Genomic DNA, 23,572 nt, shown 5'->3' on the forward strand with positions numbered 1-23,572 from the left:
AGCCATCAGGTTAACGCCTGGTTGATGCTTTGCCAACCGTTTGCGACAAAAAGAAAGGGGGGTGAAATCGCAGATCGTACAAAAAGAAAAACGGAGCCAAAAGGCTCCGTTTTAATCGTCTGGTCGTGACCAGAAGGGGACTTAGAACTGGTAAACCAGGCCAACAGCCACGGTGTCGCCAGAACCAATACCCAGTTCGTTGTCATCATCAATCTGGTTGATGATGTAGTCAACGTAGGTAGACATGTTTTTATTGAAGTAGTAAGACGCGCCAACTTCAAAGTATTTAACCAGGTCAACATCGCCAAAACCTTCGATGTCTTTGCCTTTAGTCTGAACATAAGCAATAGAAGGACGCAGGCCGAAGTCAAACTGGTACTGAGCAACCAGTTCAATATCCTGAGTCTTGTTAGCTATGCCGTCAACACTTGAGGTTCCGCCAGTTGCATTAGGCAGGTTAGCGCTAAAGCGCGTTGCATTACGGCCTTCAGCATATGATGCCGCAAGGTAAATGTTGTTGGCATCATATTTTACCGCAGTACCCCAGAACTCTGCACGGTCTCCGCGACCAAACGCTAAGTTGTTTGGAGCAGCAGCGCCTGTCAGCAAACCATTCTGGCCGTTGGTACGGTCCTGAGAGCTATATGCAGCAACGATGCCCAAGCCAATTGGCGATACGTATGATGTTGACGCGCCGTAGCCGTCGCCATTAGAACGGGTCTGATCGGTACGATCATTTTTGCCCTGGTACTGAACAGCGAAGTCCCAGCCATCAACCAGACCAAAGAAGTTAGTATTACGGTAAGTTGCCACACCACCGGTACGGCCGGTCATGGAGTCAGACTGACCGAAGTCGCCACCGAATTCTGGCAGCATATCGGTCCAGGCCAGCGCATCATAACCCACTGCGTAGTTACGGCCGTAGTCAATAGAGCCAGCATCAGCAAATTTCAGGCCAGCGAAACCTAAACGGGTTTTGTTATTATTCTGGGCATCACTGCCTTCAGAGTTATTTGCCTGAACGTTGTATTCCCACTGACCATAACCGGTCATGTACTGATTGATCTGAGTTTCACCTTTAAAACCGAAACGCACATAAGACTTGTCGCCATCGCCAGCATAACCGTCATCATCAGAGAAGTAATGCAGACCTACCGCTTTGCCGTAGAGATCCAGCTTGTTGCCATCTTTGTTATAGATTTCGGCTGCATTGGCTGCACCAGCTGCTAACAGAGCGGGGATAACCACTGCAAGAATGTTGCGCTTCATCATTATTTATTACCCTCATTGGAGTTTTTTTGGACATCTGCCACTGCCGTCAAAAATTCTTTACAGAACCTTGAAGAGAGTTTGGTGTCTTCCTGTGTCTGCACGCATCTTTCCATTCAACCCCGCGTAATTCTAGCCCGAAAATGCTACAAAACTCGTAATCTAGTTTCAAAAGGAAAATATGTATTACAAAATGTAAAATATACGGAACTTTGTGAGACATCTCTAAATTTACAAAAATAAAAAAGGGCCAGCATGGCTGACCCTTTTATATATATGAATTTCTTATGTTTAATTCTGAAAATCAGAAATTCGCGTTGCGTGGCGTGCGTGGGAACGGAATAACGTCTCTTACATTTTGTACGCCAGTGACATAAGCGATCAAACGTTCGAAACCTAATCCAAAACCAGAATGCGGCACGGTGCCGTAACGACGCAGATCACGATACCACCAGTAATCTTCTTTATTCAGACCCATCTCAGCCAGACGCTGGTCGAGCACGTCGAGACGCTCTTCACGCTGTGAACCACCGATGATTTCGCCAATGCCCGGCGCCAGCACATCCATCGCCGCCACGGTTTTGCCATCGTCATTCATGCGCATATAAAACGCTTTAATATCTTTCGGGTAGTTTTTCACCACAACCGGCGCTTTGAAGTGCTGTTCTGCCAGATAACGCTCATGCTCGGAAGAGAGATCGACGCCCCAGTACACCGGGTTTTCAAAGCTCTGGCCGCAGTTTTCAAGAATGGTTACCGCGTCGGTGTAGTCAACCTGCGCAAAGTCAGTGGCGACAAAGCGCTCCAGGCGTGCAACGGCGTCTTTATCCACCCGCTCGGCGAAGAACGCCATATCATCAGCGCGCTCATTCAGTACCGCAGCAAACACATATTTCAACATACGTTCAGCCAGCGCCGCGGCATCGTCCAGTGAAGCAAAGGCGATTTCCGGTTCCAGCATCCAGAACTCAGCCAGATGGCGGCTGGTGTTGGAATTCTCCGCACGGAAGGTTGGACCAAAGGTATAGATGTTTGACAGCGCACAGGCGTAGGTTTCGCCATTCAGCTGGCCGGATACAGTGAGAAACGCTTCTTTGCCAAAAAAGTCTTCGCTGTAATCAACTTTGCCCTGCGCATCGCGCGGCAGATTTTCCATGTCCAGCGTCGAGACGCGGAACATTTCACCAGCGCCTTCGGTATCGGAGGCGGTAATCAGCGGCGTCGATACCCAGAAGTAGCCGTTCTCATGGAAGAAGCGGTGCAGCGCCTGAGCCAGCGTATGGCGCACGCGCGCCACGGCGCCGATCAGATTGGTGCGCGGACGCAGGTGCGCGACTTCACGCAGATATTCAATGCTGTGACGCTTGGCGGCCATCGGATAGGTATCGGGATCGTCCACCCAGCCCACCACGTCAATCGCCGTGGCCTGAATTTCAAAGCTCTGGCCTTCGCCCGGGGATTCCACCACTTTACCGGTGACCACGACCGAACAACCGGTTGTCAGGCGCAGCACTTCGCTCTGGTAATTATTCAGAGAATTATTTACTACGGCCTGGACAGGATTAAAGCAGGAGCCGTCATAAACGGCGATGAAGGAAATACCGGCTTTTGAATCTCTGCGGGTACGCACCCAGCCGCGCACGGTGACTTCACTGTCAACCTCAACACGGCCGTGCAGTACATCCGCTACAGGCACTACGCTCATAAATATCTCTCTATTAATGAATTTGAATGAATGGAATATCCCCACATTCGGGGTAGTGCTATGTTACTTGCGGTCCGACAGGAAACAAGCAGAATTACGGGCAAGAAAGGGATTAATTTACGCAGAGCGGGGCAGGTTACTGCCCCGTGAGTTTAGGTTTAGCTGGCGAGTTTGATTGGCGGCAGGTCAAATGCCTTGCGCAAAGCATGAATGAAGGCTTCGTCATGACAAATGGTTTTGCCCGGACTGTCGGAAAGTTTTGCTACCGGCTTACCGTTGCACTCAATCAACTTAATCACGATGTTAAGCGGCTTCACCGCAGGAATATCGCAGGTCAGACGCGTTCCAATACCAAACACCACGTTGGTGCGTTGACCAAAATGCTGATAAAGCGCCAGCGCCTTGTTCAGGTCTAAATTATCTGAGAAGACCAGCGTTTTGGTGAGCGGATCAATGTTCAGCTTCTGGTAATGCGCAATCGCTTTTTCACCCCAGGCCACCGGATCGCCGGAATCCTGACGCAGCCCCTGATACTGATTGGCAAAAGCGGCGCCAAAGTCGCGCAGGAAAGCGTCGGTGGTAATGCAATCGGTTAAGGCGATACCGAGCTGTGAACCATATTCGTCCAGCCACGCCTGCAGCGCAGCGCGCTGACTATCGGCCAGCAGCGGACTGATCTGCTGATGCGCCTGAAACCACTCGTGCGCCTGCGTGCCCACCGGCGTGATGCCGTTGCGACGCGCAATATCGTAGTTGCTGGAGCCAACCAGCCACGGGAAATCGGTGGTGAGTGTGCTGACGATCGCTTCCTGCACGCCACGCGAGAAGCGGCGGCGGGTGCCAAAATCCATCAGTTTAAATCGCGACATATCGACGTCTGCGGTGATCTCGCGAAACGCGGCGAGCTTATGCTGGAGATGATCCACTGCCTGCGCCACGGTAGCGTCATGCGAACGATGACCATGCACAACTTCACTGATCAGCGCCAGCAGCGGCACTTCCCACAAAATCACTTCGCGCCACGGGCCGGTGATATGAATGTCGAGCTGGCCGTCAATATTCCGAACATCGACCTGAGCTGGCTGAAAACGAAAGTCACGCAGCCAGTCGAGATAATCCTGCTTAAAAACCGGGCGGCTGGCGAGATAAGCATACTCTTCATCGCTCAGCGCTAAGGTGTGCATGGCGGCAATCTGCTCACGAATTTCGTCAGCATAGATGCCCAGCAGCTCGTCACCACGGCAGCGGAACTCCGCCGTGACTGTTACATCCTGATAACGATGAAAAACGGCCTGCTGCATGTGAAGTTTGTACGCATCGGTATCGAGCAGCGTGGTAATAATCGGAGAGGCATGTCGAGTCATGGTGCGTTTCAGCATCCTTTTGCCGCGGCGCAAAGCGGACTAATTAAAAAAATTACAAACGAAAAGTATAACCGGATAAGCCGGCTCTGTCCCTGAATCGGGGCAATCTCAACATATTTCATCCCGGTGGGCGAGATTAAATCGTGCGATTGTTAAAATGATGTATCAATTATACTGGATACAGCGGATCGACGTAGCAAGCCGTCGCCACTCAGAATAGACTCTGTCGGTTAACTTTCATTGTGAAGAGAAGGATTTATGACGCAACAGCCACAAATAAAATATCGCCATGATTACCGTGCTCCTGATTACACCATCACCGATATCGACCTGACCTTTGAACTGGACGCTGCCACCACGCGTGTCACCGCCGTTAGCCGCGTCAAACGCCTGGCCCAGGCCGATGCGCCATTGCGTCTTGATGGCGAAGATCTGACTTTGATCAGCATTGAAGTGGATGGTCAGCCGTGGAGTCATTATCAGCTGGAAGAGCGTGCGCTGGTGCTGAATCAGCTGCCCGCCACCTTCACACTGAAACTCGTTAACGATATTCACCCAGATAAGAACAGCGCGCTGGAAGGTCTGTATAAATCAGGCGAGGCGCTCTGTACACAGTGCGAAGCGGAAGGCTTCCGTCATATTACCTGGTATCTGGATCGCCCTGACGTGCTGGCCCGTTTTACCACCACCATTATTGCCGAAGAGGCGCGTTATCCGTTCCTGCTCTCCAACGGCAATCGCATTGATGGCGGCAAGCTGGAAAATGGTCGTCACTGGATGAAGTGGGAAGATCCCTTTCCGAAGCCCTGCTACCTGTTTGCGCTGGTGGCCGGTGAATTTGACGTGCTGCGCGACAGCTTTACCACACGTTCTGGCCGCGATGTTGCTCTGGAAATTTATGTCGACCGCGGCAACCTTGATCGTGCCGACTGGGCGATGACCTCACTGAAGAACAGCATGAAGTGGGACGAGGAGCGCTTCGGTCTGGAGTATGACCTCGACATCTTTATGATCGTAGCGGTTGATTTCTTCAATATGGGCGCGATGGAGAACAAAGGCCTTAACGTCTTTAACTCCAAATATGTGCTGGCCAAGGCAGAAACCGCGACCGATAAAGATTACCTCGGCATTGAAGCGGTCATCGGTCACGAATATTTCCATAACTGGACCGGCAACCGCGTAACCTGCCGCGACTGGTTCCAGCTCAGCCTGAAAGAGGGACTGACGGTGTTCCGCGATCAGGAGTTCAGCTCCGATCTCGGCTCTCGTGCCGTTAATCGCATCGATAACGTGCGTGTTATGCGCAGCGCCCAGTTCGCCGAAGATGCCAGCCCGATGGCGCACCCGATTCGTCCCGATCAGGTGATTGAAATGAACAACTTTTATACGCTGACCGTGTATGAGAAGGGTTCAGAAGTCATTCGCATGATGCACACGCTGCTGGGCGAAGAGAATTTCCAGAAAGGCATGCAGCTCTACTTTGAACGCCACGACGGCAGCGCCGCCACCTGCGACGAGTTTGTCCAGGCGATGGAAGATGCCTCGAATGTCGATCTTTCTCAGTTCCGTCGCTGGTACAGCCAGTCGGGCACGCCGATTGTTTCGGTGCGCGATGACTACAATCCTGAGCTGGAACAGTACACGCTGCACGTGACGCAACACACGCCAATCACCGCCGATCAGAAAGAGAAGCTGCCGCTGCATATTCCGCTCGATATCGAACTGTACGATAACGAAGGCAAGGTGATTCCGCTGCAGCACAACGGTCATCCGGTGCATCACGTGCTGAACGTCACCGAAGAGTTCCAGAGCTTTGTGTTTGATAACGTCTATTTCCAGCCGGTGCCGTCGCTGCTGCGCGAGTTTTCCGCGCCGGTGAGGCTCGACTATAAATGGAGCGACGCTCAGCTGACCTTCCTGATGCGCCATGCCAGCAACGATTTCTCTCGCTGGGATGCGGCACAGAGCCTGCTGGCCACCTATATCAAACTCAATGTGGCGCGTTATCAGCAGGGCCAGCCGTTGTCGCTGCCGCTGCACGTCGCTGACGCGTTCCGTGCCGTGCTGCTACAGGAAAACGGCGATCCGGCGCTGATGGCGTTGATTTTATCGCTGCCAACTGAAAATGAGATGGCTGAACTGTTCGATATCATCGATCCTGAAGCCAACGCCGCGGTGCGCGAAGCGATGATGCGCACGCTGGCTACCGAGCTGGCGGATGAGTGGCTGGCGGTTTATCTGGCACATCAAAGCAGCGAATACCGTGTTGAGCACGACGAAATCGGCCGCCGTGCGCTGAAAAACGTCTGTCTGACCTGGCTGGCGTTTGGCGATGCCGAACAGGCAGACAAGCTGGTGCAGGCGCAATACCATCAGGCAAATAACATGACCGATGCGCTGGCGGCCTTAAGTGCCGCCGTCGCGGCGCAGCTGCCGTGCCATGAAGCCCTGCTGGCGGCGTACGATGAGCGCTGGCATCAGGATGGTCTGGTGATGGACAAGTGGTTTGTGCTGCAGGCGACCAGCCCGGCTGCGGATGTGCTGTCGCGCGTGCGCGCGCTGCTGTCGCACCGCTCGTTCAGCATGGGTAACCCGAACCGCGTGCGCTCGTTGATTGGTGCATTTGCCTCGGCGAATCCGGCGGCGTTTCACGCCAAAGATGGCAGCGGCTATCAGTTTATGGTGGAGATGCTGACCGACCTTAACACGCGTAATCCACAGGTTGCCGCGCGCATGGTTGAACCGCTGATTCGTCTGAAACGCTACAACAGCGAACGTCAGGCGTTGATGCGTCAGGCGCTGGAGCAACTGAAGGCGCTGGAGAATCTTTCCGGCGATCTTTACGAGAAAATCACCAAGGCGTTAAACGCCTGATAAAACCAAACGGGGCAATCGCCCCGTTTTTTATTGTGCCCGCAGGCGAAGCTGTTCCGTTGACGATCGCTTCATCACTCGATCCAGCACTTCCGCTTCCAGTTCCGCCAGCCGTGCCGATCCTTTGCGCCGTGGTCGCGGCAAATCGACAGCAAGATCCAGCCCAACTTTCCCTTCTTCAATCAACAAGACCCGATCGGCCATCGCCACCGCCTCGCTGACGTCATGGGTCACCAACAGCACGGTAAAATGGTGCTGTTGCCAGAGCGCCTCGATCAAATCCTGCATCTCTATGCGCGTCAGAGCATCCAGCGCCCCAAGCGGTTCATCCAGTAGCAGCAGGCCAGGACGATGGATCAGCGCTCTGGCCAGCGCCACGCGCTGTTTCTGACCACCCGAAAGTGCCGCAGGCCATTCCTCGGCACGATCCGCCAGCCCCACCGCCTGCAGGGCATCCTGTGCCGCATCACGCCAGTGGTTGCCACGCAGACCAAGACCGACATTATTGATTACGCTTTTCCACGGTAGCAGGCGCGCATCCTGAAACATCATACGGGTGTCATCACGGGCAGCGGCAAGCGGGCGATTTCCCGCCAATAGCTGGCCGTCGGTGGCATTCTCCAGCCCGGCAAGCAGGCGCAGCAGCGTGCTCTTGCCGCAGCCGCTGCGTCCCACTACCGCCACGAACTGACCGGACGGAATATGCAGATCCAGCTGATTCAGAATGGTCTTTGTGCCGTAGGTTTTGGTGATATTTTCAATTGCCACCGGCGTGCCGTTATTGAGACGCGCGGGGCGCGGGGCCATCTGATTCATGCGAACGCCTCCTTGTTTTGATAAGCGGGATGCCAGCGTAACCAGAGACGCTCCAGCAGCAGCGCGCTGACGTCTGCCAGCTTGCCGAGTAGGGCGTACAGGATGATGGCGACCACTACGACGTCAGTTTGTAAAAACTCACGGGCATTCATCGCCAGATAACCGATACCGGAATTGGCTGAGATCGTTTCAGCAACGATCAGCGTTAACCACATCAGGCCAAGGGCAAAGCGTACGCCGACCATAATAGAGGGCAGGGCGCCAGGCAGAATCACCTGAGCAAATAAACCCCAGCCGGAAAGACCATAGCTACGTGCCATCTCAACCAGACCGCGATCGACGTTCCGAATGCCGTGCCAGGTATTGATATAAATAGGAAACAGCGTGCCGAGCGCCACCAGAAAAATCTTCGCCGCTTCGTCGATGCCAAACCACAAAATCACCAGCGGGATCAGCGCCAGATGGGGCACATTGCGCAGCATCTGCACCGAGGTGTCCAGCAGCCGTTCTCCCTGGCGAGAAAGCCCGGTAATCAGGCCCAGCGTCAGGCCGATTGAGCCACCAATGGCGAATCCCACCAGCGCGCGCCAGCTGCTGATCGCCAGATGCTGCCACAGCTCCCCGCTGGCCGACAGCTGCCAGAAGGCGAGAACCACGTTTTCCGGCGAGGGCAGAATGCGCGTGGAAAGCGCACCGGTTTGCGAAGCGATCTGCCAGACTACAATCAACAACACCGGCAGCGCCCACGGCATCAGATGATTCAGGAACCTGCTGCGTATTCTGCTCATGGCGAATTATCCTCGCGCGACTTTCTGCGGCGTAAAATCGTTAGCCACCGCCTCGCCGTGTGCATCGGCCACCCGCGGCTGCGGTATCTCCGGCACCTGCAAATCGAGGTGGGGGAACAGCAACTCACTGACCCGATACGCCTCTTCCAGATGTGGATAGCCCGATAAAATAAAGGTTTCGATGCCGAGATCGGCATATTCCTGCATGCGCGCTGCTACCGTCGGGCCATCGCCTACCAGCGCCGTACCGGCACCGCTGCGTACCAGACCCACGCCCGCCCACAGGTTAGGGCTGATCTCCAGCCGATCGCGACGTCCGGCGTGCAGGGCAGCCATGCGGCGCTGACCGACAGAGTCGGCGCGCAGGAAAGCCGCCTGCGCTTTGGCAATGGTCTCATCATCCACGTGAGCAATCAGCCGATCGGCGGCCTGCCAGGCTTCTTCATTGGTTTCGCGCACAATAACGTGCAGCCGAATACCAAAACGGACTTTACGTCCCTGCGCTGCCGCTTTATCACGCACCTGGGCAATCTTCTCTTTAACCTGGGCCGGTGGCTCGCCCCAGGTGAGATAGACATCCACCTGCTCTGCGGCCAGATCCTGTGCGGCATCTGACGAACCGCCGAACCACAGCGGTGGGCGCGGCTGCTGCACCGGTTTAAACATCAGTCGCGCACCGCGCACGTGCACATGCTTGCCTTCGTAATCTACGGTTTCGCCCTCCAGCACCCGGCGCCAGACGCGGGTAAACTCAGCCGATTCAGCGTAGCGCTCGCGGTGATCGAGAAACACACCGTCGCCCGCCAGCTCTTCAGGATCGCCGCCGGTGACCAGGTTAAACAGCGCACGTCCATTAGAGAGGCGATCCAGCGTAGCTGCCTGTCGCGCTGCCTGGGTCGGCGAAATCACGCCGGGACGCAGCGCCACTAAAAAGCGCAGGCGTTGCGTGACCGGGATCAGCGAAGCGGCAACCAGCCAGGCATCCTCACAGGAGCGGCCGGTTGGAATCAGTACGCCACCAAAGCCCAGACGATCGGCTGCCTGCGCCACCTGTTGCAGGTAGCCGTGGTCCACCGGACGCGCACCTTCAGCAGTACCAAGATAACGGCCATCGCCATGCGTGGGTAAAAACCAGAATACGGAAAGTGACATCGTTTATTCTCCTGACTTATGGGCGGCCGGGCCGTGCCAGATACGATCGGCGACGGAGACTTTTACCGGCATTAAATGGTTTTGATAAAACAGGTCGGCTGTTTGTTGCTGCAGTTGCGCGGTTTTCTCGCTGACCAGGCTAATAGAAGTAGGCGGACGATGGTCGAGATAGCTGGCAAGCACTGGCTTGGGCAGGCCCATCGCCTGCGCCAGCAGATCGATACTCTCGTCGCGATGGCTAAGCGTTAATGCATCCGCCTGGCTAAAGGTGGCCAGCACCTGCTGCACAAAGTCGCCATGTGCTTCGGTAAAGGAACGCGTAGCGAGATAAAACGAGCCGCTCTGCTTCAGCTTGCTGCCATCGGCCAGCACGCGGGCATTGCCTTGCAGCAGCACGGCGGAATAGTAGGGATCCCAGATAGCCCAGGCATCAACATCGCCTTGCTGAAAGGCGGCGCGGGCATCGGCGGGGGTCAGATAGATCGGCTTGATATCGGTAAAGCTCAGCCCTGCCTGCTCAAGCGCGCGCAGCAGCAAATTATGTGAGCTGGAACCTTTCTGAAAGGCAACTTTCTTGCCTTTCAGATCGCTGACCTGTTGTAGCGGGCTCGATTTCGGCACCAGAATAACTTCGGCCAGCGGCTTTGGCGGCTCGGCGCCGACATAGAGCAAATCAGCCCCGGCGGCCTGAGCGAACAGCGGGGGAATATCGCCGGTGCTGCCCAGATCGATACTGCCGATGTTCAGCGCTTCAAGCATTTGCGGACCGGCCGGAAATTCAACCCACTGAATGCGCGTGTTGGGAAAGCGCTGCTCCAGCATATGATGCGACTTAGCCAGCACCATGCTCACTGAGCCTTTCTGATAGCCAATACGGAAGGTCGCGGGATCGCTGGCGAAAGCCGTCGCGGACCAGATAAGCAGCAGCAGACCCTGCAAAAAGAAAGCCATTTTACGCATCATGATTCACTCCTTTTACACCGCCAGCGCATAGGGCAAATGACGTCTGGCCAGCGCCTGCCAGAAGGTCTCAAGCGCCTCGTCAAGACGCAGCGTTAGCTGAGGGACCAGTTCGGGCTGGCGATCGTAATGGGTGATTTGCGTGTCATCGGCAAACACGCCATGCAGAATCTCCTGGGCTTTCAGGGCGTTCAGCACCGGTTTAAGTGCGTAATCTACCGCCAGCAGGTGGGCTACCGTTCCGCCAGTAGCCAGTGGCAGCACGACTTTATGTTCCAGTGCACGTTCGGGCAGCAGATCGAGCAGCGTTTTCAGGGCGCCGGTAAAGGAGGCTTTGTAGACCGGCGTCGCCACGATAAGGCCATCAGCGCTGGCCAAATCTTCTTTAAAAGCCAGCAGGGCCGGGGCGTCAAAGCGCGCATTAATCAGATCTTCCGGCACAAAGTTTTGGATATTCCAGGGAATAACCTCCACGCCACGGCCTTCCAGTCGTTGTTGACTGAGCGCCAGCAGGGCGGTTGAACGGGAAGGAAAGCGAGGACTGCCCGCCAGCGTTATCACGCGCATTGAAACTCCTTATAACTAAAAGTTATTGATTAACATCTTTAAAGAACTGATGTCTTCATCCTGGCAGAGCTGCGAGGCACCACTAAATGATTTATCCGGGATTATTTAGTCAGCTTTACGCTAAAGCCGTCCTGATGCTGGAAGCACAGAAGCGTGCCGCTGCGTAAGCGGGGGAATCAGGATGTTGCAGAAGCTGAACCGGCGTGAAGAAAGCGCCATTTGGGATGCGCAACGGTAATCACAGGGTTATCAGTCTGTTAGCTTAGGGTTTGGCGGGTTGAAAAACGCCTCAAGTGGCTGTATTTGCGTTTACTTTATCCACAAAGCGCTTTACCATTTTGGCGCGCCTGTCGCCCTTACCCCCGCCATTCTGGAGAGCACATGTTTTATCCTTTGGTCCGAAAAGCGTTATTCAAGCTTGATGCTGAGCGCGCGCACGAGCTGACTTTTCAACAGCTGCGCTTTATTTCCGGTACGCCGCTGGAGATGATGATTCGCCAGCAGGTCGCTTCGCGTCCGGTGAAATGTATGGGGCTAACCTTTAAAAATGGTCTTGGGCTGGCGGCGGGTCTGGATAAAAATGGCGAATGTATTAACGCGTTTGCCGCTATGGGCTTTGGTTTTATCGAGGTGGGTACCGTAACGCCACGACCGCAAGCGGGTAACGACAAACCACGCATGTTTCGCCTGCCGGAAGCGGAAGGCATCATTAACCGCATGGGCTTCAACAATCTTGGCGTGGATCATTTGGTTGAGAACGTGAAGAAGGCGCGTTTTGACGGCATTCTCGGCATCAATATCGGCAAAAATAAAGATACTGCCGTAGAGAATGGCAAAGATGACTATCTCATCTGTATGGAAAAGGTCTATGCGCATGCGGGTTATATCGCCATTAATATCTCATCACCCAACACACCGGGCCTGCGCACGCTGCAATACGGTGAAGCGCTGGATGAGCTGTTAGCAGCGATCAAAGCGAAGCAGGGCGAGCTGGAGAAGCGCCATCTGAAGTATGTGCCGGTGGCGGTAAAAATTGCCCCGGATTTATCGGAAGAGGAGCTGGTACAGATCGCCGACAGCCTGGTGCGACACGGCATTGATGGCGTGATTGCCACTAATACTACGCTTGACCGTTCGCTGGTCAGCGGTTTGAAATTCAGCGAGGAAGCGGGTGGACTCAGCGGACGCCCGGTGCAGTCGCGCAGCACCGAAGTCATTCGCCGACTGGCGGTTGAGCTCAATGGTCGCCTGCCGATCATTGGCGTTGGCGGCATTGATTCGCTTACCTCCGCCCGTGAAAAAATCGCCGCGGGCGCCACGCTGGTGCAAATCTACTCAGGTTTTATCTATAAAGGCCCGCCGCTGATTAAAGAGATCGTTAATCACCTTTAAACTCTTTTCTGCATGATGGGCCGAAAATTGCGGTTTTACGGCCCATTTTGCATTTTATCGTTTTATTTGCGGTTAAACGCGCGGCGGCAGTTAAATCGTCTGATCTAGCGGCCTGCTGCTAACATTAATTACGCAACGTTTTGATATTAATGAATAATAATGAGAGGAGTTATTTAAATACGGCGTTATTCTCCCCTAAGACTTTTCCTGCATTCCCGCCATTATCGCCGCGTTTTACGGCCCGTCTCAAATTTTGACATTTTTGTTTCTTATTTAAACAGACAGAGGCAGTCAAATTGTCTAGAATGTCGGCTGGTCGCTAATAAGAAGCGGGAAATGAGTTAATATTCAACAGGAAGGGCGAAGATGAAAATTAAGCCGGACGATAAGTGGCGTTGGTTTTATGACGCAGAACACGACCGAATGATGCTTGATTTAGCGGATGGCCAGTTATTTCGCTCCCGTTTCGCCCGCAAGACGCTCACGCCTGATGCCTTTGACTCTTCAGAATTTTCTGTTGATGACGCCGCGCTGTTTTACACCTTCGCTGAACATTGCCGTCAGACCGAACTCGATCATCAACAGCGTTCCGAACTGGTGCTTAATGCGCTGGTGGCCGCTCGCTTTGTGAAACCTTTGATGCCTAAAAGCTGGCACTTCTGCAATCAGCCAAACTACGGCTGGCAGCCGCAGGCGGGCGAACTGGCCGATGTGATCCTGTGTGAGAATGGTGAAAAGGCGCGCCTGCTAACGGTTGAAAGTGGCGGCAGCGCCTCGCTTTGTGTGCTGGCCCAGGATTCGGTTACGCTGGCTGGCCGCGAAATGGTGCTTGGTGACGCGATTAAAGTGATGAACGATCGTTTAATCCCACGCTGCGAACCGGCAGTCATTCGCTACGACCGCGCGGTCTGAACCGCCCGGTTCAGGCCAGCTCTATATCACCATCCGGAATACAGCTGCACGATAACACCTTGCCGTCAGCCTGCAGCGCAGTCTGCTTCAGCGGTTTCACTTTTCCTGCCACCAGCCTTAATGCACAACTGCCGCAAATTCCTGCCCGACATGAATAGGCAATTTTTTCGCCCTGCATCTCCAGCTGTTCCAGTAAAATTTGCTGATTATTCCCGCGAAAATGTCTGCCCTGATAGGTAATCGTCACGCTTTGCTCTGGCTGCACCAACGGCTTAATACTTTCCGCCACCTCGCCAGCGCCATAGTGGCGAGGTTCACGCAGGGTTAAGATCTCGACCTCATCGCCGGTGCGGATGATGCCGCTGTTACGTGCGATCAGATTGAGACCAAAATCGACATCGCCACTGTTATCCTGAGCAGTACGAAAACGTTGCAGCGTGGCCAATGGCTCACCGCTGGGATGCTTCTGGCCGCGCGACGGGCTGACGGTGGTGAAGATGCAGCGGCTGCAGGGTTTCGGCACGTCAAAAATAATCTCGCCGATGCGCAGCGATGACCAGCTATCTTCCGCCCAGGCGCTCGCGCCGCTGATCACCAGGTTGGGGCGAAACTGTTCCATGCGCACGCCCGCCGGGCAGCGATGCTGCAGATCGCGCAGCGAGGCGTCGTTGGTGAGCAAAAAAGGGTAGCCGTCGGCAAATCCCAGCGGGACGTCATCGCGCTGCTTTACCCGCCGCGTCGGAAGGTTGCCGGTCCAACGCAGCTGCACCGCGCGCGGGAAAAAACCGCTCAGCCACTGATTAATCGCGGCGGGCGCGATGTGGGCGGTAAAGTGATTGCCCCACACTTCGGTGGCGGCGGCGTCAGCGGAGAAATCTGTAAAGCGCACGCTGGCGCTGCTGCCGTCAGGTGCGCTGAGGTGCAAACCATCCGTGAGCAGCGCCGCGGTAAACAGCACCATTTGGGGAAACTGACGGGCGGTAATAAAGGTGCCATCCATGTCGGTAATCATAAAGATGCGATCAAACGCCAGGCCGCCAGGCAGAACCTGCGCATGTGAAAGTTGCAAACCGCGCATCGATTTCACCGGGTAGACCGCCAGGCGAGATAACATAATCATGGATTGCTCCGTGCAAAAGGTAAAAACCTGGTACGAAAGGAAGCTAACTTTATGACATAGGTCGGCGATTGGCTATAATGCGCCTCAATTTTCTCAATACAGTAAGTGACGATATGAATTCTCTGTTTGCCAGTACGGCGCGTGGGCTCGAAGAGCTGTTAAAAACTGAGCTGGAAGCGCTGGGTGCGCAGGAAGTGCGCGTGGTACAAGGCGGCGTCCATTTTGAGGGTGACGATCGTTTGCTGTATCAAAGTTTACTGTGGAGCCGCCTCGCCTCGCGCATTTTGCTGCCGTTGAGCGAATGCGGTGTTTACAGCGATCTCGATCTCTATATCGGCGCGCAGATTATCGACTGGCCGGCGCTGTTTGACAGTGACAAAACCTTTGCCGTGCATTTTAGCGGCACCAACGATGTGATTCGCAACAGCCAGTTTGGCGCCCTGAAGGTAAAAGACGCCATCGTGGACAGCTTTACCCGTAAAAATCTGCCGCGTCCGAACGTCGATCGTGAGCAGCCCGATATTCGCATCAACGTCTGGCTGAACAACGATCAGGCCAGTATTGCCCTCGACCTCAGTGGCGAAGGCCTGCATCAGCGCGGCTATCGCCAGCAGACTGGCCAGGCACCGCTGAAGGAGAACCTGGCGGCGGCCATTGTGCTGCGATCCGGCTGGCAGACGCAAACTCCGCTGATCGACCCGATGTGCGGCTCCGGGACGCTGCTGATTGAGGCGGCGATGATCGCTACCGATCGTGCGCCGGGCCTGCATCGTCAGCACTGGGGCTTTACCGGCTGGAAAAGTTTCCAGCCAGAATTGTGGAAGAGCCTGACCCAGGAAGCGCAGGTGCGCGCCCGTGAAGGCTTACAGGCGTGCCAGTCGCGCTTTTTCGGTTTTGATAATGATGAACGCGTTATCGATCGCGCTCGTGCCAACGCGCGTCGCGCTGGCCTGGGCGATCTGATCAGCGTGAAGGTGCAGGACATTCTGCAGCTGAAAAATCCATTACCGCAGGGTCCGCACGGCACGCTGTTAAGCAACCCACCGTACGGCGAACGTCTGGAAAGCGAACCTGCGCTGATCGCATTGCACAGCCAACTGGGACGCATTGCCAAAAGCCAGTTCGGCGGCTGGAACCTGTCGCTGTTCAGCGCATCGCCCGAGCTGCTAAGCTGCCTGCAACTGCGTGCCGATCGCCAGTTCAAAGCGAAAAATGGTCCGCTGGATTGTGTACAGAAAAACTATCATCTGGCGGAAAAAGCCGTCGGCGAAACCGGCGCGCAGCTGGCGGATGATTATGCCAACCGCCTGCGTAAAAACGTTAAGAAGCTGGATAAATGGGCGCGTCAGGAGGGCATCAACTGCTATCGCCTGTATGATGCCGATCTGCCTGATTACAACGTAGCGGTGGATCGCTACGATGACTGGGTCATTATTCAGGAATATGCGCCGCCAAAAACCATCGATCCGCAAAAAGCACGTCAGCGTCTGTTCGACGTGATCGCCGCTACGCTGAGCGTGCTGGCGTTGCCGGCCAATCGGCTGGTGCTGAAAACGCGTGAGCGCCAGAAAGGTAAAAGCCAGTATCAAAAACTCGGTGAAAAAGGCGACTACTTTGAAGTGCGTGAATATAATGCGCGCTTCTGGGTCAACCTTACCGATTATCTCGATACTGGGCTGTTTCTCGATCACCGTATCGCGCGTAAAATGCTGGGCCAGATGAGCAAAGGCAAAGACTTTCTGAACCTGTTTGCTTACACCGGCAGCGCCAGCGTGCACGCCGGGCTGGGCGAGGCGCGCAGCACAACCACGGTTGATATGTCGCGTACCTATCTGGAGTGGGCGGAGCGCAATATGCGTCTGAACGGCTTGACTGGCCGCCAGCATCGCCTGCTGCAGGCAGATTGCCTGAGCTGGCTGCGCGATTGCGATGAGCAGTTCGATCTGATTTTTGTCGATCCGCCAACCTTTTCAAACTCCAAGCGCATGGAAGAGAGTTTTGATATCCAGCGCGATCACCTGGACCTGATGCGTGACCTGAAGCGTATTTTACGCAATGCTGGCACGATCATGTTCTCCAACAACAAACGCGGTTTCAAAATGGACCACGACGGCCTGAGCGCGCTCGGCCTGACAGCCCAGGAAATCACTGCTAAAACGCAGTCACAAGATTTTGCCCGCAATCGTCAGATTCACAACTGCTGGCTGATTACTCACGCCGGTAAGGAATAAGCGTTATATGTCATTAATCAGTATTCATGGTGCCTATTTATCGTTCAGCGACGCGCCGCTGCTGGACAACACAGAACTGCATATCGAAGAGAATGAGCGCGTCTGCCTGGTAGGCCGTAACGGCGCCGGTAAATCGACGCTGATGAAAATCATCAACGGCGAACAGCCGCTCGACGATGGTCGCATTATTTACGAACAGGATTTGATCGTTGCGCGCCTGCAACAGGATCCACCGCGCAATATCGCTGGTACGGTGTATGACTTCGTGGCCGAAGGCGTGGCCGAGCAGGCGGAGCATTTAAAAGCCTACCACGCGATTTCGCATGTGGTAATGGACGATCCGAGTGAGAAGAATTTTGATGAGATGGCGCGCCTGCAGGCGATCCTCGATCATCAGAATCTCTGGCAGCTGGAAGCGCGTATCAATGACGTGCTGGAAAAAATCGGCCTTGAGCCTGACGTTGAGCTTTCATCATTATCAGGCGGCTGGCTGCGTAAAGCGGCGCTGGGCCGTGCGCTGGTCAGTAATCCACGCGTGTTGATGCTCGATGAGCCAACCAACCACCTGGATATTGAAACAATTCACTGGCTGGAAACCTTCCTGAAAACTTTTCAGGGCAGCATCGTCTTTATTTCCCATGACCGTTCGTTTATCCGCAACATGGCGACGCGTATTGTCGATCTCGACCGCGGTAAGCTGGTCTCCTGGCCGGGTAATTACGATCTCTACCTGGAAAGCAAAGAAGAAGCGCTGCGGGTAGAAGAGATGCAGAACGCGGAGTTTGACCGCAAGCTGGCGCAGGAAGAAGTGTGGATCCGTCAGGGCATTAAGGCGCGCCGCACGCGTAACGAAGGCCGTGTGCGTGCGCTAAAAGCGCTGCGTCGCGAGCGCTCAGAACGTCGTGAAGTGATGGGCAAAGCGAACATGCAGGTTGGCGAAGCCACGCGCTCGGGCAAAATTGTCTTTGAACTGGAAAACGTCGATTACAGCATTGCCGGTAAGCAGCTGGTTAAAGATTTCTCTGCGCAGGTACAGCGCGGCGACAAAATTGCGCTGGTGGGGCCTAACGGCTGCGGTAAAACTACGCTGCTTAAGCTGATGCTCGGTCAGCTCAAAGCGGACAGTGGTCGTGTGCATATCGGTACCAAGCTGGAAGTGGCGTACTTCGATCAGCACCGTGCCGAACTTGATCCCGATCGTACGGTGATGGACAACCTTGCTGAAGGTAAACAGGAAGTGCTGGTCAACGGTAAGCCGCGCCATGTGCTCGGCTACCTGCAGGACTTCCTGTTCCATCCCAAGCGCGCCATGACGCCGGTCAGAGCGCTGTCGGGCGGCGAGCGTAACCGCCTCCTGCTGGCCAAGCTGTTCCTCAAGCCCAGCAACCTGTTGATTCTCGATGAACCGACCAATGACCTGGATGTGGAAACGCTGGAGCTGCTGGAAGAGCTGATAGATGGCTATCAGGGCAGCGTGCTGCTGGTAAGCCACGATCGTGAATTTGTTGATAACACCGTGACCGAATGCTGGATTTTTGAAGGCACCGGCGAGATCGGCACCTTTGTTGGCGGCTATCACGATGCTCAGCTGCAGCGTAGCGCCTATAAACAGACCCGCGCGCCGGCAAAGCCTACCGCCTCGTCAAAAAGCGAAAACGCCAAAAGCGAACCTGTTAAACGTAGCGCAAGCAAACTAAGCTATAACCTGCAGCGCGAGCTCGAACAGCTTCCGCAGCAGCTGGAGCAGCTGGAATCACGTATCGCCACGCTTCAGGCCCAGATCGGCGATGCTGACTTCTTCAGCCAGCCGCGTGAAACCACGCAGCCGGTACTGGATGCAATGGCGCAGGCGGAGCAGGATCTGGAAAAGGCCTTTGAACGCTGGGAATACCTTGAATCCCTGAAAAATAGTGGTGAGTAAGCAAGGGAGCAAGAGTATGTGTTCACAGGATCATGCGCATCAATGGATGCTCTGTCCGCAATGTGATCTGACCGTTGAATTACCCACCATGGCGCCCGGACAACGGGCGCGTTGTCCGCGCTGTCACAACACGCTGGCGACCAACTGGAGCGACCCGGGCAAACGCCCGGTCGCTTATGCCATCGCCGCGCTGGTCATGCTGCTGCTGGCTAACCTCTTTCCTTTCGTGAATATGCACGTTTCTGGCATCAGCAGTGAAATTGGGCTGATGCAGATACCGCGTGTGATGGTTAACGAAGATTACAGCAGTCTCGCCACCATTTTTCTGTTACTGGTACAGGGCATTCCGGCCTGCTGCATGCTACTCATTTTGCTGTTAATGACCAATCTGCCGCTGCCGCTGCCGCACACGCTACGCGGCGGCCTGGCGCGCGTGCTGTTTCAGCTCAAAAATTGGGGCATGGCGGAAATCTTTATGGCTGGCGTGTTGGTCAGCTTCGTTAAGCTAATGGCTTATGGTGACATCGGCCTGGGCACCAGCTTTTGGCCGTGGTGTCTGTTTTGCATGATGCAGCTACGCGCGATCCAGTGCGTTGATCGCCGCTGGTTATGGCAGCGTATCGCACCGCAGCCCGCGTTGCCTCATCAGCCGCAAGGTGGTATCAGCGGTCTGGAGCAGGGACTGCGATCCTGTTCCTGCTGTACCGCTGTGCTGCCGGTTGGCCAGCTCAGTTGCCCTCGCTGCGGCGTAACGGGTCATGCGCGGCGCAAGCATAGCTTGCAATGGACGCTGGCACTGCTGTTTACCTCCGTAATGCTCTATATACCGGCCAATATTTTGCCGATTATGCTGACCAATACGTTGGGCAGTGAACACAACTCAAACATCATGGCGGGCGTTATTCTGCTGTGGAGCGATGGCTCATATCCGATTGCGCTGGTGATTTTCATCGCCAGTATTATGGTGCCCTCGCTGAAAATGCTCGCCATCGGCTGGCTCTGCTGGGATGCAAAAGGCTATGGCCGTGGTGACAGAGAAAAAATGCATCTGATTTATGAAGTGGTGGAGTTTGTCGGCCGCTGGTCGATGATTGACGTATTTGTCGTTGCCGTTCTTTCTGCGCTGGTGCAGATGGGACGTTTAATGAGTATCAATCCCGGCATTGGGGCACTGCTGTTTGCGGTGGTGGTCATTTTAACCATCTTTGCAGCCATGGCGTTTGATCCCCGGTTGACGTGGGACATAAAACATAAAAACACTCTTAAGGAGCCGAGCGTTGACGGACAATAATCGCGGCATCGCCCAGGTTGACCAAATTAAGCGCTGGTCGCCGGTCTGGATCATTCCCATTCTCACCCTGCTGATTGGTGGATGGATCCTGTTTTATCACTTCAGCCATCAGGGCCCGGAAGTGACCTTAATTACCACCAATGCCGAAGGTATTGAGGCGGGGAAAACGGCGATCAAAAGCCGCAGCGTCAACGTTGGCGTGGTCGAAAGCGCCGTGTTGAGCGACGATCTTAACCATGTTGAGATCAAGGCGCGCCTCAATTCCGGCATGGGAAAACTCTTGCACAAGGACAGCGTGTTTTGGGTGGTGAAACCGCAGGTAGGGAAAGAGGGCGTAACCGGTTTAGGCACGCTGCTTTCCGGTTCCTACATTGAGCTGCAGCCCGGTGCAAAGGGTGAAGTGGCGCCGCGTTATGAGCTGCTCGACTCACCGCCGCTCGCCTCGCCGGACGCTAAAGGTATTCGCATTACGCTGGACAGCATCAAAGCGGGCCAGCTCAATCCGGGCGATCCGGTGCTGTTTCGCGGCTATCGCGTGGGCTCGGTTGAAACCAGCCAGTTCGATGCCGATAAACGCGTGATGCGCTATCAGCTATTTATCAACGCGCCCTACGATCGCCTTGTGACCAGCAATGTGCGCTTTTGGAAAGACAGCGGTATTGCCGTGGATATGTCCGCCTCGGGCATGCGGGTTGAGATGGGATCGCTGACTACGCTGTTCAGCGGCGGAGTCAGCTTCGACGTGCCGGATGGCTGGGAGCTGGGCAGCGCTGCCAGTAATCAGGCCGAATACCATCTTTACGATAATCAGCGCAACATTCAGGATTCACTCTATACCACGCACATCGATTATCTGATGTTCTTTAACGACTCGATTCGTGGACTGCAGGCGGGTGCGCCGGTTGAATTCCGCGGCATCCGGCTGGGTACGGTAGCCGAAGTGCCGTATTTGTTCCCAGGCGCGACACAGGCGTTGAATAATGACTATCGTATTCCGGTGCTGATTCGCATTGAACCCGATCGCTTTATGCAGCGACTGGGCGATAACTTCGATCTTGAACAGCATCTGCAGGATGGTAAAAAACAGGGTCTGCGCGCGTCACTGAAATCGGCAAATCTGTTAACCGGCTCGCTGTATATCGATCTCGACTTTTATGACAATGTGTCGGCGTATAAAGGACCGAATAAAGTAGCGGGTTACGAGATCATTCCCACCACCAGCGGTGGCCTGGCGCAGATCCAACAGAAGCTGACTCAGGCGCTGGATAAGATTAATCAGCTGCCGTTGAATCCGATGATCAATGAGGCGACCGGTACGCTGAAAGAGACGCAGCGTACAATGCGTGATGTGCAGAAAACGCTGGATAATCTCAACAAGATCACCGCCAGCCCGGCACTGCAGGCGTTGCCAGGCGATATGCAGCAAACGCTACGTGAGTTGAACCGCAGTATGAAAGGGCTACAGCCAGGTTCACCGGCCTATAATAAGCTGGTGGGTGATATGCAGCGGCTGGATCAAGTGATGCGTGAGCTGCAACCCGTACTGAAGACGCTGAATACCAAGAGCAATGCGCTGGTGTTTGAAGCGAAACCCGGACAAGATCCACAGCCAAAAAGGGCGAAACAGTGAAAGGATTAATTCTGGCTGCGGCGGTGTTGCTCACTGCCTGTAGCAGCACACCGCAGACGCACTATTATCAGTTGCCCACCACACAGGTACCGGCAACAGTGATCGCTACGCCAGCTGACGGCCAGTCGGTGGTGTGGGTCGAGCATGTTTCGGTACCTGATTATCTTGCAGGTAATGGCGTGGTCTATCAGGCGAGTGAAGTGCAGTATGTCATCGCCGCTAATAATCTGTGGGCCAGCCCGCTGGATCAGCAACTGCAGCAAACACTGGTCAGTAATCTTGGTCAGGCTTTGCCCGGTTGGTTGATCTCGTCAAAACCGCCAGGCGCTAACTACGATACGCTGAATGTTAACGTCACCGGTTTCCAGGGGCGTTATGATGGCAAAGCGGTGATCAGCGGTGAATGGTTGCTGGAGCATCAGGGAAAGGTGATCAAGCATGCGTTTAACGTGGTGTTGCCACAGTCGGAAGATGGCTACGATGCGCTGGTCAGCACGCTGGCGCAGGGCTGGAAGCAGCAGGCAGATGAGATAGCAAAAACGCTGGTAACGATTAAATAATCTTACCTGAAGCCCGATAAAAATCCCCGATGCGCCAAAAGAAATCAGCGTGTATCGGGGATTTTTTTATGCTAGCTATCATTACGATAGCGCAATAAGTAAGCGAATGCAGGCTTTGACGCCGCTTTTCTTTATGCAAAAAAATGACATTGGCGTGAAATTTGCGCATTGACCTTTCGATCGATCCGCGTTAGAAATTAATAGTGGCAGCACGAAATGCGCCACTGTTTTCTTTCCACCAGATTCCACCAGACCTTAATGTAATGAGGGAAACGCGGCATGAAGAGACAGAAACGAGATCGCCTTGAACGAGCCCATTCACGTGGTTATCAAGCTGGCATCACAGGGCGCTCTAAAGAGATGTGCCCGTATCAAACAATTGATACGAAGTCTTACTGGTTGGGAGGTTGGCGACAAGCCATGGAGGACAGGACGGCTACGGCCGCGTAGTTGCTGTCTTCAAAGAAAACCTCCGCCAGAGCGGAGGTTTTTTAATTCAGAATGCCGTTGTGTCTTTGAACAGACCGACTTTCAGATCGGTGGCCGTATAGATAACGTGACCATCAACCAGCACTTCACCATCCGCCACACCCATCACCAGCTTACGGTTAATGACACGCTTAAAGTGAATGCGATAAGAAACTTTTTTCGCGGTTGGCAAAACCTGACCGGTAAATTTCACTTCGCCCACGCCCAGCGCACGGCCTTTGCCTTCAGCGCCCAGCCAGCCGAGATAGAATCCTACTAGCTGCCACATCGCATCAAGGCCGAGGCAACCAGGCATCACCGGATCGTTGATAAAGTGGCAGCTAAAAAACCACAGGTCCGGATTGATATCCAGTTCAGCTTCCACAAAGCCTTTACCATAATTACCGCCGTCTTCCGTCATTTTGACAACGCGGTCCATCATGAGCATGTTGCCGGCAGGCAACGGCGGACCTTCAGCGCCGAAAAGTTCACCGCGTCCGGAAGCGATTAAATCTTCTTTCGAGTAGGATTCGCGTTTATCTACCATGTTTT

At 54.6% G+C, this 23,572-nt stretch carries 19 protein-coding genes; 9 read left to right on the forward strand and 10 right to left on the reverse strand.

The features are described 5' to 3' along the window. Nucleotides 1–141: 141 nt before the first annotated feature. From ompF to pncB, 3 genes are all read right to left on the reverse strand, one after another. The gene (gene ompF, locus ACJY2L_RS03305) at nt 142–1,272 is read right to left on the reverse strand and encodes a porin OmpF (RefSeq protein WP_439212918.1); all 1,131 of its coding nucleotides are present in this window, start codon (nt 1,270–1,272) and stop codon (nt 142–144) included. A 301-nt stretch (nt 1,273–1,573) separates the two neighbouring features. Further along, the gene (gene asnS / locus ACJY2L_RS03310) at nt 1,574–2,974 is read right to left on the reverse strand and encodes an asparagine--tRNA ligase (protein WP_067429266.1); all 1,401 of its coding nucleotides are present in this window, start codon (nt 2,972–2,974) and stop codon (nt 1,574–1,576) included. 158 nt (nt 2,975–3,132) lie between these two features. Beyond that, nucleotides 3,133–4,338 (reverse strand): nicotinate phosphoribosyltransferase, encoded by a 1,206-nt coding sequence (gene pncB, locus ACJY2L_RS03315; protein WP_439212919.1) that lies wholly within the window; start codon nt 4,336–4,338, stop codon nt 3,133–3,135. A 258-nt stretch (nt 4,339–4,596) separates the two neighbouring features. Here pncB and pepN point away from each other — a divergent pair, with 258 nt between their 5' ends. Next, on the forward strand, nt 4,597–7,212 hold the full coding sequence (pepN, locus tag ACJY2L_RS03320) for an aminopeptidase N (protein WP_439212920.1): 2,616 nt from the start codon (nt 4,597–4,599) through the stop codon (nt 7,210–7,212). 30 nt (nt 7,213–7,242) lie between these two features. Here the strand turns inward: pepN and ssuB are convergent, their stop codons facing one another. From ssuB to ssuE, 5 genes are read right to left on the reverse strand one after another with little or no spacing between them, the layout of a single operon-like run. Further along, nucleotides 7,243–8,028 carry an aliphatic sulfonates ABC transporter ATP-binding protein gene (gene ssuB, locus ACJY2L_RS03325; protein WP_439212921.1) on the reverse strand — a complete coding sequence of 262 codons (786 nt, stop codon included), beginning with the start codon at nt 8,026–8,028 and terminating at the stop codon, nt 7,243–7,245. Further along, nucleotides 8,025–8,816 (reverse strand): aliphatic sulfonate ABC transporter permease SsuC, encoded by a 792-nt coding sequence (gene ssuC, locus ACJY2L_RS03330; RefSeq protein ID WP_439212922.1) that lies wholly within the window; start codon nt 8,814–8,816, stop codon nt 8,025–8,027. The genes ssuB and ssuC overlap by 4 nt, the downstream gene beginning before the upstream one ends. Nucleotides 8,817–8,822: 6 nt before the next feature. Next, entirely contained in the window at nt 8,823–9,968 is a 1,146-nt protein-coding gene (ssuD, locus tag ACJY2L_RS03335; RefSeq protein ID WP_439212923.1) for an FMNH2-dependent alkanesulfonate monooxygenase, read from the reverse strand. Nucleotides 9,969–9,971: 3 nt separating this feature from the next. Continuing rightward, the gene (locus ACJY2L_RS03340; RefSeq protein ID WP_371317160.1) at nt 9,972–10,928 is read right to left on the reverse strand and encodes a sulfonate ABC transporter substrate-binding protein; all 957 of its coding nucleotides are present in this window, start codon (nt 10,926–10,928) and stop codon (nt 9,972–9,974) included. Between the two features lie 15 nt (nt 10,929–10,943). Then, on the reverse strand, nt 10,944–11,495 hold the full coding sequence (gene ssuE, locus ACJY2L_RS03345) for an NADPH-dependent FMN reductase (protein ID WP_187486370.1): 552 nt from the start codon (nt 11,493–11,495) through the stop codon (nt 10,944–10,946). A gap of 381 nt (nt 11,496–11,876) precedes the next feature. On the opposite strand from ssuE, the gene pyrD reads away from it, so the two are divergent. Together pyrD and ACJY2L_RS03355 are read left to right on the forward strand one after the other, a co-directional pair. After that, the gene (gene pyrD / locus ACJY2L_RS03350) at nt 11,877–12,887 is read left to right on the forward strand and encodes a quinone-dependent dihydroorotate dehydrogenase (RefSeq protein ID WP_439212924.1); all 1,011 of its coding nucleotides are present in this window, start codon (nt 11,877–11,879) and stop codon (nt 12,885–12,887) included. 366 nt (nt 12,888–13,253) lie between these two features. Next, a complete protein-coding gene (locus ACJY2L_RS03355) occupies nt 13,254–13,799 on the forward strand; it encodes a cell division protein ZapC (RefSeq protein WP_067429289.1) in 546 nt (181 codons plus the stop codon). Between the two features lie 10 nt (nt 13,800–13,809). On the opposite strand, the gene ACJY2L_RS03360 is transcribed toward ACJY2L_RS03355, so the two are convergent. Further along, nucleotides 13,810–14,919: a YcbX family protein gene (locus tag ACJY2L_RS03360; protein ID WP_439212925.1), complete on the reverse strand. Its 1,110-nt coding sequence runs from the start codon at nt 14,917–14,919 to the stop codon at nt 13,810–13,812. Nucleotides 14,920–15,032: 113 nt separating this feature from the next. On the opposite strand from ACJY2L_RS03360, the gene rlmKL reads away from it, so the two are divergent. The 6 genes from rlmKL (at nt 15,033) to rmf (ending at nt 23,002) form a co-directional block, all read left to right on the forward strand. Beyond that, complete coding sequence (gene rlmKL, locus ACJY2L_RS03365; protein WP_067429293.1) at nt 15,033–17,150, forward strand: bifunctional 23S rRNA (guanine(2069)-N(7))-methyltransferase RlmK/23S rRNA (guanine(2445)-N(2))-methyltransferase RlmL; 2,118 nt, start codon at nt 15,033–15,035, stop codon at nt 17,148–17,150. Between the two features lie 7 nt (nt 17,151–17,157). Next, nucleotides 17,158–19,071 carry an ABC transporter ATP-binding protein gene (locus tag ACJY2L_RS03370; RefSeq protein ID WP_067429295.1) on the forward strand — a complete coding sequence of 638 codons (1,914 nt, stop codon included), beginning with the start codon at nt 17,158–17,160 and terminating at the stop codon, nt 19,069–19,071. A 16-nt stretch (nt 19,072–19,087) separates the two neighbouring features. Further along, nucleotides 19,088–20,362 carry a membrane integrity-associated transporter subunit PqiA gene (gene pqiA / locus ACJY2L_RS03375; RefSeq protein WP_439212926.1) on the forward strand — a complete coding sequence of 425 codons (1,275 nt, stop codon included), beginning with the start codon at nt 19,088–19,090 and terminating at the stop codon, nt 20,360–20,362. Then, a complete protein-coding gene (pqiB, locus tag ACJY2L_RS03380) occupies nt 20,349–21,992 on the forward strand; it encodes an intermembrane transport protein PqiB (RefSeq protein ID WP_439212927.1) in 1,644 nt (547 codons plus the stop codon). Before pqiA ends, pqiB begins: the two co-directional genes overlap by 14 nt. Then, nucleotides 21,989–22,552: a membrane integrity-associated transporter subunit PqiC gene (gene pqiC / locus ACJY2L_RS03385; RefSeq protein WP_439212928.1), complete on the forward strand. Its 564-nt coding sequence runs from the start codon at nt 21,989–21,991 to the stop codon at nt 22,550–22,552. The genes pqiB and pqiC overlap by 4 nt, the downstream gene beginning before the upstream one ends. 279 nt (nt 22,553–22,831) lie before the next feature. Further along, complete coding sequence (rmf, locus tag ACJY2L_RS03390) at nt 22,832–23,002, forward strand: ribosome modulation factor (protein ID WP_071852493.1); 171 nt, start codon at nt 22,832–22,834, stop codon at nt 23,000–23,002. Nucleotides 23,003–23,048: 46 nt separating this feature from the next. Here rmf and fabA read toward each other — a convergent pair whose 3' ends face one another. After that, on the reverse strand, nt 23,049–23,567 hold the full coding sequence (gene fabA / locus ACJY2L_RS03395) for a bifunctional 3-hydroxydecanoyl-ACP dehydratase/trans-2-decenoyl-ACP isomerase (protein WP_067429307.1): 519 nt from the start codon (nt 23,565–23,567) through the stop codon (nt 23,049–23,051). Nucleotides 23,568–23,572: the final 5 nt, after the last annotated feature.

Origin of the sequence: Duffyella sp. Ts4, from assembly GCF_051851875.1 — a bacterium.
GTDB classification, from domain to species: domain Bacteria; phylum Pseudomonadota; class Gammaproteobacteria; order Enterobacterales; family Enterobacteriaceae; genus Duffyella; species Duffyella gerundensis.